Annotated in this window: 11 protein-coding genes; 7 read left to right on the top strand and 4 right to left on the bottom strand. The window is 67.6% G+C overall.

The features are described from left to right. Window positions 1-694 (bottom strand): ATP-binding cassette domain-containing protein (locus AC27VN_RS21190; protein WP_490877781.1); only part of this gene is annotated, 694 nt, incomplete at its 3' end. A 58-nt stretch (window positions 695-752) separates the two neighbouring features. Continuing rightward, window positions 753-1,709 carry a sugar ABC transporter substrate-binding protein gene (locus AC27VN_RS21185; RefSeq protein ID WP_208513906.1) on the bottom strand — a complete coding sequence of 319 codons (957 nt, stop codon included), beginning with the start codon at window positions 1,707-1,709 and terminating at the stop codon, window positions 753-755. A gap of 209 nt (window positions 1,710-1,918) precedes the next feature. Here AC27VN_RS21185 and ychF point away from each other — a divergent pair, with 209 nt between their 5' ends. From ychF to AC27VN_RS21170, 3 genes are all read left to right on the top strand, one after another. Beyond that, window positions 1,919-3,010, top strand: a complete 1,092-nt coding sequence (gene ychF / locus AC27VN_RS21180) for a redox-regulated ATPase YchF (protein ID WP_093347939.1) — start codon at window positions 1,919-1,921, stop codon at window positions 3,008-3,010. Between the two features lie 399 nt (window positions 3,011-3,409). Further along, window positions 3,410-4,318: a DUF4019 domain-containing protein gene (locus AC27VN_RS21175; protein ID WP_490877780.1), complete on the top strand. Its 909-nt coding sequence runs from the start codon at window positions 3,410-3,412 to the stop codon at window positions 4,316-4,318. A 26-nt stretch (window positions 4,319-4,344) separates the two neighbouring features. Then, window positions 4,345-4,764, top strand: a complete 420-nt coding sequence (locus tag AC27VN_RS21170; RefSeq protein ID WP_093347937.1) for a hypothetical protein — start codon at window positions 4,345-4,347, stop codon at window positions 4,762-4,764. Window positions 4,765-4,785: 21 nt separating this feature from the next. On the opposite strand, the gene AC27VN_RS21165 is transcribed toward AC27VN_RS21170, so the two are convergent. After that, window positions 4,786-5,808 (bottom strand): trypsin-like peptidase domain-containing protein, encoded by a 1,023-nt coding sequence (locus AC27VN_RS21165; RefSeq protein ID WP_490877779.1) that lies wholly within the window; start codon window positions 5,806-5,808, stop codon window positions 4,786-4,788. 123 nt (window positions 5,809-5,931) lie between these two features. Between AC27VN_RS21165 and AC27VN_RS21160 the strand changes: the two genes are divergently transcribed. Continuing rightward, the gene (locus tag AC27VN_RS21160) at window positions 5,932-6,606 is read left to right on the top strand and encodes a glutathione S-transferase family protein (protein ID WP_490877778.1); all 675 of its coding nucleotides are present in this window, start codon (window positions 5,932-5,934) and stop codon (window positions 6,604-6,606) included. Window positions 6,607-6,615: 9 nt separating this feature from the next. On the opposite strand, the gene AC27VN_RS21155 is transcribed toward AC27VN_RS21160, so the two are convergent. Then, window positions 6,616-7,086, bottom strand: coding sequence for a YqaA family protein (locus AC27VN_RS21155; protein ID WP_489040937.1), 471 nt, complete (start codon window positions 7,084-7,086; stop codon window positions 6,616-6,618). A 194-nt stretch (window positions 7,087-7,280) separates the two neighbouring features. Between AC27VN_RS21155 and dusB the strand changes: the two genes are divergently transcribed. The 3 genes from dusB to purH are packed head-to-tail and all read left to right on the top strand — an operon-like array spanning window position 7,281 to window position 10,227. Continuing rightward, window positions 7,281-8,339 carry a tRNA dihydrouridine synthase DusB gene (dusB, locus tag AC27VN_RS21150; protein WP_093347929.1) on the top strand — a complete coding sequence of 353 codons (1,059 nt, stop codon included), beginning with the start codon at window positions 7,281-7,283 and terminating at the stop codon, window positions 8,337-8,339. 17 nt (window positions 8,340-8,356) lie between these two features. Then, window positions 8,357-8,593, top strand: a complete 237-nt coding sequence (locus AC27VN_RS21145) for a Fis family transcriptional regulator (RefSeq protein ID WP_057590811.1) — start codon at window positions 8,357-8,359, stop codon at window positions 8,591-8,593. A gap of 26 nt (window positions 8,594-8,619) precedes the next feature. Further along, window positions 8,620-10,227, top strand: coding sequence for a bifunctional phosphoribosylaminoimidazolecarboxamide formyltransferase/IMP cyclohydrolase (purH, locus tag AC27VN_RS21140; protein WP_296782911.1), 1,608 nt, complete (start codon window positions 8,620-8,622; stop codon window positions 10,225-10,227). Window positions 10,228-10,284 lie beyond the last annotated feature (57 nt).

The following is a 10,284-nucleotide window of genomic DNA, read 5'->3' as shown; positions in this document are numbered from 1 at the left end:
CGCCGGCCATCGGCCGCACGTCGACCAGGCGGCCGTCGCGCAGCACCGCCACGCGGTCGGCGATGCGCTGCAGTTCCTCGAGCCGGTGCGAGACGTAGACGATGCCCACGCCGCGCGCCTTCAGCAGCGCGATCTGCTCGAACAGGTGCTCGGTCTCGCGCGGCGTCAGCATCGCGGTCGGCTCGTCGAGGATCAGCACGCGGGTGTCGTCGAGCAGGTTGCGCGCGATCTCCACCATCTGCTGCTGGCCGATGCCCAGGCGCGAGACGGGCACCGCTGGGTCGATGTGCGAGAGGCCGATCTTGGCCAACTGCAGCCGCGCGGCCGCGTGCAGCTCGGCGCGCTGCAGCCAGCCCACGCGCTGCGGCAGCCGGTCGAGCAGCAGGTTCTCGGCCACCGTGAGCGTGGGCACCAGCCCGAGCTCCTGCATCACCATGCGCACGCCGTGCGCTTCGGCGTCGCGGCGCGAGCCCGGCTGGAACGGCGCGCCGCCCAGCAGCATCGTGCCGCGCGTCGGCGTGACCAGGCCGCAGACGATCTTGGAGAGGGTGCTCTTGCCGGCACCGTTCTCTCCGGTCAGCGCGAGCACCTCGCCGGCCTCCAAGGTGAGGCTCACGCCGTCGAGCACCGGCGCGGCGTAGTCCTTGCCGATGTCGTGGAGCGCGAAGAGCGGCGTGGCGGAAGTTGCGGACATGGGCGCCGGCAAGGGTGGTCTCTCGAGGTGTGTGACAGCGGTGGAAGCGGCGCGGTGCTTACTTCTTCGAGTCCTTGGTCACCAGCACCACGTCGGTCTTGATCTCGGCCGGCATGTCGGCCTGGCTCTTCTTGTCGGCGATCGCCTTCAGCGCGGTCTCGATGCCGAACACCGCCTGCTTGTCGGCGAACTGGTCGGCCGTGGCGAGCACGCGGCCGTCGGCCAGCATCGGCTTGATGGCGCCGATGTTGTCGTAGCCCACCACCTGCACCTTGCCGGCCTTGCCCGCGGCCTTCACCGCGGCCACCGCGCCCAGCGCCATGCTGTCGTTGCCGGCCAGCAGGGCCTTGAGGTCGGGGTTCTCGCGCATCATGCCGGCGGCCACCGTGTTGCCCTTGTCGATTTCCCACTGGCCCGACTGCACGCCCGCGACGTTGATGCCGGCGGCCTTCATCGCGTCCTGGTAGCCGAGGGTGCGCTGCTGCGCATTGAAGGTGGTCGACACGCCTTCGATGATCCCGACCTTGTCGCCCGACTTCAGGCTCTTGGCGAGGTAGTCGCCCACCAGCTTGGCGCCGGCGCGGTTGTCGGGGCCGACGAAGGGCACCTGGATGTTCTTCTCCTTCAGCGCGGCCGCGTCGAGGCGGTTGTCGATGTTGACCACCAGGATGCCCTTGTCGATGGCGGCCTTGACCACCGGCACCAGCGCCTTCGAATCGGCCGGCGCGATCACCAGCGCATTGACCTTCTGCGCCACCATCTGCTCGACCATCTTGATCTGCGCGGCGGTGTCGGTCTCGTCCTTGATGCCGTTGGTCACCAGCGTGTACTTGCCCGAATTCGCCTTCTGGTGCGCCTTGGCCCCGTCTTCCATGGTGCGGAAGAACTCGTTGGCCAGCGACTTCATCACCAGCGCGACCTTGGGCTTGTCCTGCGCGAGCGCCGGCGTGGCGGCGAAGGTGCCCAGCAGGGCGAGAGCGGCGGCGGTCTGCACGGTGCGGCGGGTGAACTTCATGGTGCGTGTCTCCTGAGGTGTGTTGGAACGAACGATGACCGATCTGGCGGCCCGGCGCCGATGGTAATGGACGAAAACGTTTGCGCAAACGTTTGCTTATCGGGTTTTCATCGGGTTTTACCCTGACCCGCCGGCCCTGTTTAGCCGCCTGCCCGAACCGCCGGGCGGGGCGCCTCGCCTAAAATCGCCGGTTCACCTGAGGACCCCCCATGAGCTTGAAGTGCGGCATCGTCGGCCTGCCCAACGTCGGTAAATCCACCCTTTTCAATGCGCTGACCAAGGCCGGCATCGCAGCGGAAAACTATCCCTTCTGCACCATCGAGCCCAACGTGGGCATCGTCGAGGTGCCCGATCCGCGGCTCGCCCAGCTCGCCGACATCGTCAAGCCCGAGCGCGTGGTGCCCGCCATCGTCGAGTTCGTGGACATCGCGGGCCTGGTGGCCGGCGCCAGCACCGGCGAAGGCCTGGGCAACAAGTTCCTGGCCCACATCCGCGAGACCGACGCCACGGTGAACGTGGTGCGCTGCTTCGACGACGACAACGTGATCCACGTGGCCGGCAAGGTCGACCCGATCTCCGACATCGAGGTGATCCAGACCGAGCTGTGCCTGGCCGACCTGTCGACGGTCGAGAAGGCGCTGCAGCGCCACACCAAGGTGGCCCGCTCGGGCGACAAGGACGCGCAGAAGCTGGTCGGCCTGCTCGAGCGCTGCCAGGCCGCGCTCAACGAGAACAAGCCCGTGCGCGCGCTCGAGTTCACCAAGGAAGAGCTGCCGCTGGTCAAGAGCTTCACGCTGATCACCGCCAAGCCCGCGATGTTCGTGGGCAACGTGGCGGAAGACGGCTTCGAGAACAACCCCTACCTCGACCGCCTGCGCGAGTACGCCGCCAGGCAGAACGCGCCCGTGGTGGCGATCTGCGCCAAGATCGAGGCCGACCTGTCCGAGATGGACGACGAGGACAAGAAGATGTTCCTGGCCGAGATCGGCCAGGACGAGCCGGGCCTCAACCGCCTGATCCGCGCCGCCTTCAAGCTGCTGGGCCTGCAGACCTACTTCACCGCCGGCGTGAAGGAAGTGCGCGCCTGGACCATCCACGTCGGCGACACCGGCCCGCAGGCGGCCGGCGTGATCCACACCGATTTCGAGAAGGGCTACATCCGCGCCCAGACCATCGGCTTCGACGACTACATCGCGCTGAAGGGCGAGCAGGGCGCGAAGGACGCGGGAAAGATGCGTTCGGAAGGCAAGGAATACGTCGTCAAGGATGGCGACGTGATGAACTTCCTGTTCAGTTCCTGAACCTTTCGCGCCCTGCGCGATGAAAAAAGCGCCGTGATCCGCAGCGTCACGGGTCCGGCGCCGTCTCCACCTCCCTCGCTTCACGCTTGCCAGCGACGCAGCCTCCTGCTCGCGTCGGCGCATCTGGCCCATTCCTGTTCATTTCAAAGCCGGTTCAACTGGAGAGCGTGATTTGCTTCTCGGAAATTCGGATGTCTCCGAATTGAGTGGCAATTCATGAAATCCTGCGTGTGTATTATCCCGGGCGTTTTTGGGTTCCTGCGGGGTGAATTCTCTTTGGAATCCGACGAATTCTGATTGAAATCCAAGCCAAATCATTCTATTGATTTGAGTCGGGCTCGATTCGGAATTATCGAGGGATGCTCAAACATCCAGGAATAAAAAAGGGGAGGGAATTCAATGAACCGGATATTCACGCGCCTGCTTGCCGCCTGCCTCGTGGCCGCGGGCTTGCAGATCGCCGCCGCGGCGCCACCGGTGTCGGATGCGGCGTCCGACGAATTGCTGCGCGCCGCGACCGACATCCTTCGCAAGGCCGACGCCGACCAGGTGAGCGAGCTCTGGGATTCGGGCTCCAGCGTGCTGAAGAGCCGCATGGGCAAGACCGCCTTCGTGCGGGCCACGCGAAAGGCGCGGCTGTCGATGGGACCCGTCACGGATCGCGAGTGGTCGAGCGTGACGCGCCTCAAATACCAGGCCGACAACGAGTCCGGTTTTCCCGCGGGCCTCTATGCCAATGTCGTGTTCTCCACCCAACTGGACAGCGGCAGGAAAGCCTCCGAAAGAATCAGCTTTGCGCGCGAGAACAACCGCTGGATCTTCACGGGCTATGCGATAGCGCGGGAGGCACCGGATACCTCCGCGACGCAGGACACGTCGGCGGCGCCCGCCAAGCCCGCAACCCAGCCCGCAACTCAGCCGGCAACCCAGCCCGCAACCCAACCGGCGGCGCCTGCGGTGCGCCAAGCCGGCGCCGCCGAGGTCGAGGCCGCGGTGCGCGCCTGGGCCCAGGCCTGGTCGGCGCGGGATGTGGATCGCTACCTGGCGGCCTATGCGCCGGACTTCACGCCGGCTCGCGGCCAGAGCCGCTTCCGGTGGGAAGAAGAGCGCCGGGCCCGCATCACGAGCAAGTCGAGCATCGGCGTCACGCTCGAGGACCTGGTGATCAGCGTCGATGGCGAGACCGCGAGCGCCCGGTTCCGGCAGAACTACCGTGCGGACACCTTGAGGGAGGTGAGCCGCAAGACGCTGGAGTTGCAGCGTTCGGGCGGCCAGTGGCTGATCCGCAGGGAAAGCAGCGGCGGCTGAGCTCGCCGCGAACGGCCATGGCCTCGATGTCGAACGACGAACTCTTCGCCCAGGCCGTGTTCGCCTCGACCCAGGCGGGCGAGAAGCTCATGCGCAGGGACGGGGCGCTTCCTCCGCTGGGTCTCGCGTTCCTGCGCGAGGGCGCCGATGTCCTGCTGGTCAATCCGCAGGAAGAAGACCGGGCGAAGAACCTCGATGGCGAGCGGCTCCAGGAGCGGGTGCACGAGCGTCTTCGCGCCATCGTCGGGCAGCGCGACGATGTGGTCGCCGTGTCGACCGTCCTGTACCAGCGGGGACGAGGGCGGATCTATGTCCAGGTCGAACTGCCCGAAGCGGTGATGCAGCCGCTGGTCTTTGCCGTGGCGCGGGTCAATGGCGTGTGGACCGTCTCGGACAGCTGGGAGTCGTTCCACCGCCTGATCGCGGCCCCCCTCTTCGCGCGCTGAGCTGAGTCGAGGGCGGGCGGTTCAGCGCGCCGCCTGCTGCTTGCCCCACACCACCGTGTTGTCCACCGCGTAGGCCGCGCACACCACCTTGCGTTGCGTGCAGCCCTTGAGATGCTCGGTCAGCGCGGCCGAGCTGGTGGCGGTGCCGAAGCGGCTGTCGCTGGTGATCAGGAAGGCGCGTGGCCGCGCCTGCAGCAGGAACTGGCGGTAGGCGACGCGGATCTGCTGCGGATCGGCGCCGACCACCGGCAGCGCGGACTCGTCGGCGATGTCGGCATGGCCCGAGGGCGTGGGCTCGCCGTTCGATTGCAGCACCACGCCCACGGTCTTGAGCAGCTCGCGCCAGGTCTCGCGCTCGGCCATCACGCGCTGCGGCAGTTCCATCACCCATTGCGCGGGATAGGCGAAGCCCAGGTTCGAACCGCCGGGCGAGATGCGGTCGGTGACGCCGATCAGCCGGCCGTCGGTGTCGAAGAGGCCGCCGCCGCTCGAGCCCGAGGACACGGGCGCCGAGGTCTGGACGATCGGCAACTGCCCCGGCGCGCGCGGCCGCAGCGCCGAGATCAGGCCCTCGCTGAGCGTGCGCTCGAGGCCGTGCGGGCTGCCGATGGCGAACACGCGCTGGCCCACGCGCAGGCTGTCGGCCGGCGCGATCTCGACGGCGTGCAATTGCAACGGTGTTTCGGTCATCAGCACGCAGAGGTCGCGCGTCGCATCGGGGTCGCGCAGGATGCTGCCGATCTTGATCGTGGTCTGTCCCTGCATCACGGTCACGGCCGCGGCACCGTCGACCACGTGGCAGGCGGTGGCCAGCGCGGTGGGCGTGACCGCCACGGCGCTGCCCACGGTCACCTGGTTGTCGCCGCGGTCGCCCTTGACGGTCCAGACCGCGGGCGAGGCATGCTGGTAGAGCGCCTCGGGATCGAGCGCGGCCTGCGCGGGACGGTGGGCAACGGCGGCCGCCGTGAAAAGCAGCGCGAACGTCGCGCCGCGCCAGCCCCCGTGCATGCGGCGCGGCGGGGTCGGCGTGGTGGTCGGTGTCATGCGGCCAGTGTAGGAAGCGGCTTCGCCCGCGCCTGTAGGCGACCGCGCTGACAGGGCTGCGCTTTGCCGCGCGTCACGCTAGACTGCCGCGCCCCGTCGCCCTCGCTTCATTCCAACCCCGCCATGCTCACTGTCCACCATCTCAACAACTCGCGCTCGCAGCGCGTGCTCTGGCTGCTCGAAGAACTGGGCCTGCCCTACGAGATCGTCCACTACCAGCGCGATCCGAACACCATGTTGGCGCCCGCTTCGCTGCGCGCGGTGCATCCGCTGGGCAAGTCGCCGGTGGTGACCACCGACGATGGACTGGTGCTCGCGGAATCGGGCGCGATCATCGAGACCGTGATCGAGCGCTACGGCCAGGGCCGCCTCGCGCCCGCGCCGCTCACGCCCGAGGCGCTGCGCTACCGCTACTGGCTGCACTTCGCCGAGGGCACGGCGATGTCGCCGCTGTTGCTCAAGCTGGTGTTCGACCGCATCGAGAGCAGCAAGATGCCCTTCTTCGCCAAGCCGGTGGCCAAGGCCATCGCCGCCAAGGCCAAGTCGGCATTCATCCTGCCGAACATCGCGAGCCACCTCAACTACATGGAAGCCGAACTCGGCAAGAGCGAATGGTTCGCGGGCGATGCATTCAGCGGCGCCGACATCCAGATGAGCTTCGTGGTCGAGGCCGCGCATGCGCGCGGCGGGCTCGATGCGAAACGCCCGAAGCTCATGGGCTGGCTCGCGCGCATCCATGCGCGCCCCGCCTACCAGCAGGCGCTCGAGCGCGGCGGCCCGTACGAGCTGCTGAACTGAGTTCCTCGTTCAGGACGGAAAGGCGTAGAGCAGCGCCACCGTCATCGTGACGTAGCGCAGGAACTTGCCGATCGCCATGTAGGCCAGGCAGGGCCAGAACGGCAGCCGCAGCCAGCCCGCGACCGCGCACAGCGGATCGCCGACCAGCGGCAGCCAGCTCAGCAGGCAGGCCTTCGGGCCGAGCCGCTCGAGCCAGCCGAGCACGCGCACGTGGTGCTTCGAGTGCGAGTACTTGTCGGCCACCTTGTGTGCGCCGTAGCCCATCCACCAGTCGACCGCGCCGCCCAGCGTGTTGCCCACGGTGGCGACCGCGATCGCGGGCCAGAACAGCTCGGGATTGAGCTTGAGCAGGCCGAACAGCACCGGCTCCGAGCCCACGGGCAGCAGCGTCGCCGAGATGAAGGCGGCGATGAACAGCGTGGAGAGGCCGTATTGCGGCAGCGCGAGAAGCGCGAGGAGTGCGTCGAGCCAGGCTTGCATAAGGTCGGCGCAGTATAGGCAGCGCGTTCGCGATGCCGAGTCGGAAAAGGCGCCGCCGCGCATGGGATTTCCACCCGTGTTTACACCCGTACCAGCGGCGCGAATCGGCGCAAATCGTTTCAGTCACTGAAATGGCAGGTGGCTACAATCGTGCCTCATTTTTCAGCAGCCGACGCGCACAGCCTTCCTCCGTCATGACCTTGCAGATCGGCAACCACACGCTGGAGAACCGCCTGTTCGTCGCGCCCATGGCCGGCGTGACGGACCGGCCCTTCCGCATGCTGTGCCGCGCGCTCGGCGCGGGCTACGCGGTCAGCGAGATGGTGACCTCGCGCAAGGACCTCTGGAATTCGCTCAAGACCTCGCGCCGTGCCAACCACGACGGCGAGCCGGGCCCCATCGCGGTGCAGATCGCGGGCACCGACGCGGCCATGATGGCCGAGGCCGCGGTCTACAACATCGAGCGCGGCGCGCAGATCATCGACATCAACATGGGTTGCCCGGCCAAGAAGGTCTGCAACAAGTGGGCCGGTTCGGCGCTGATGCGCGACGAGCCGCTGGCGCTCGAGATCGTGAGCGCGGTGGTCGATGCGGCGCAGCCGCATGGCGTGCCGGTCACGCTCAAGATGCGCACCGGCTGGAGCATGGAGCACCGCAACGCGGTGAAGCTCGCGCGCGATTTCGAATCGGCCGGCGTACAGATGCTCACGGTGCACGGCCGCACGCGCGAGCAGGGTTACAAGGGCCAGGCCGAGTACGACACCATCGCCGCCGTGAAGGCCGCGGTGCGCGTGCCGGTAGTGGCCAACGGCGACGTGCGTTCGCCCGAGAAGGCGCGCGAGGTGCTCGCGGCCACCGGCGCCGACGCGGTGATGATCGGCCGCGCGGCCCAGGGCCGGCCGTGGATCTTCCGCGAGATCGCCCACTTCCTCGACACCGGCACGCACCGCGCGCCGCCGCTGGTGGCCGAGGTGCGCCGGCTGCTGCTCGACCACCTGGTGGAGCACTACGCGCTGTACGGCGACTACAGCGGCGTGCGCACCGCGCGCAAGCACATCGGCTGGTACGTGCGCGCGCTGCCCGGCGGCGAGGAATTCCGTTCGCGCATGAACGCCATCGAGGACTGCGAGGCGCAGCTGCGCGCGGTCGGCGAGTATTTCGACGGGCTCGCGGACCAGATGGACCGCATCCCGCAGCACCAGGCGGCCGAAGAGCTGTCCGGCGAAGAGGAGGCGGCCTGCGCCGCCGATTGAGAGAAGAGAAGAAAAGCATGAGCAAGAAACACATCGAGGACTGCGTGCGCACCAGTCTGGAGAGCTACTTCCGCGACCTGCGCGGCACCGAACCCGACGGCATGTACGAGATGCTCGTGCGCGTGGTCGAGAAACCCCTGCTCGATGTCGTGATGACGCGCGCCGAGGGCAACCAGTCGAAGGCCGCCCAGTGGCTGGGCCTGAACCGCAACACGCTGCGCAAGAAGCTGGTCGAACACAAACTTTTGAAATGAACGAGAACGCACGGCGTAACGACACCATGGCCAAGACCGCACTGATTTCCGTCTCCGACAAGACCGGCATCCTCGAATTCGCGCAGGCGCTGCATGCGCTGGGCATCAAGCTGCTGTCCACCGGCGGCACCGCCAAGCTGCTGGCCGATGCCGGCCTGCCGGTGACCGAGGTGGCCGACCACACCGGCTTTCCCGAGATGCTCGACGGCCGCGTGAAGACGCTGCATCCGAAGATCCACGGCGGCCTGCTCGCGCGGCGCGACCTGCCGGCGCACGTGGCGGCCATCGAGCAGCACGGCATCGACACCATCGACCTGCTGATCGTCAACCTCTATCCGTTCGAAGCCACCGTGGCCAAGCCCGGCTGCTCGCTCGAAGACGCGATCGAGAACATCGACATCGGCGGCCCGGCCATGGTGCGCAGCGCCGCCAAGAACTGGAAGGACGTGGGCGTGCTGACCGACGCCTCGCAGTACGCGACGGCACTGGCCGAGCTCAAGGCCGACGGCAAGCTCAGCGACAAGACCAAGTTCGCGTTCTCTGTCGCCGCCTTCAACCGCATCGCCGACTACGACGGCGCGATCAGCGACTACCTCTCGGCGATCGACTTCGAGACCAGCCAGGGTCAATCGACGCCCACGCGCTCGCTGTTCCCGGCGCAGAGCAACGGCCGCTTCGTGAAGGTGCAGGACCTGCGCTACGGCGAGAACCCGCACCAGCAGGCCGCGTTCTACCGCGACCTGCATCCGGCGCCCGGTTCGCTGGTGTCGGCGAAGCAGCTGCAGGGCAAGGAGCTCAGCTACAACAACATCGCCGACGCCGATGCGGCATGGGAATGCGTGAAGAGCTTCGACGTGCCGGCCTGCGTGATCGTCAAGCACGCCAACCCCTGCGGCGTGGCGGTCGGCAAGGACGCGGCCGAGGCTTATGCCAAGGCCTTCAAGACCGACCCGACCTCGGCCTTCGGCGGCATCATCGCCTTCAACCGCACCGTCGATGCCGCCACCGCGCAGGCCGTGGCCAAGCAGTTCGTCGAGGTGCTGATGGCCCCGGGCTACACGCACGAGGCGCTCGAGGTGTTCCAGGCCAGCAAGGCCAAGCTCAACGTGCGCGTGCTCGAGATCGCGCTGCCGCCGGGCGGTGCCACCGACTGGGACAACGGCCGCAACGCGACGGACGTGAAGCGCGTCGGCTCGGGCCTGCTGATCCAGACCGCCGACAACCACGAGCTCGCGCTGTCCGACCTCAAGGTCGTGAGCAAGAAGCAGCCCACGCCGCAGCAGCTGCAGGACCTGCTGTTCGCCTGGAAGGTCGCCAAGTACGTGAAGAGCAACGCGATCGTGTTCTGCGCCGACGGCATGACCATGGGCGTGGGCGCGGGCCAGATGAGCCGCCTCGACTCGGCGCGCATCGCGAGCATCAAGGCCGAGCATGCGGGCCTGTCGCTGCAGGGCACGGCGGTGGCCAGCGATGCCTTCTTCCCGTTCCGCGACGGTCTCGACGTGGTGGTCGACGCGGGCGCGGGCTGCGTGATCCAGCCGGGCGGCTCGATGCGCGACCAGGAAGTGATCGACGCGGCCGACGAGCGCGGTGTGGTGATGGTGCTGTCGGGCGTGCGCCACTTCCGGCACTGAGCCGGGCGCGGTTCCAAAAAAAACAAAGGCGGCCGTGGCCGCCTTTTTTCATGGGCC

The organism is Variovorax sp. 20P10.2.4, from assembly GCF_058244205.1.
The sequence above is the reverse complement of the archived record's forward strand: the minus strand, read 5'-3'. Positions and strand labels throughout refer to the sequence as shown.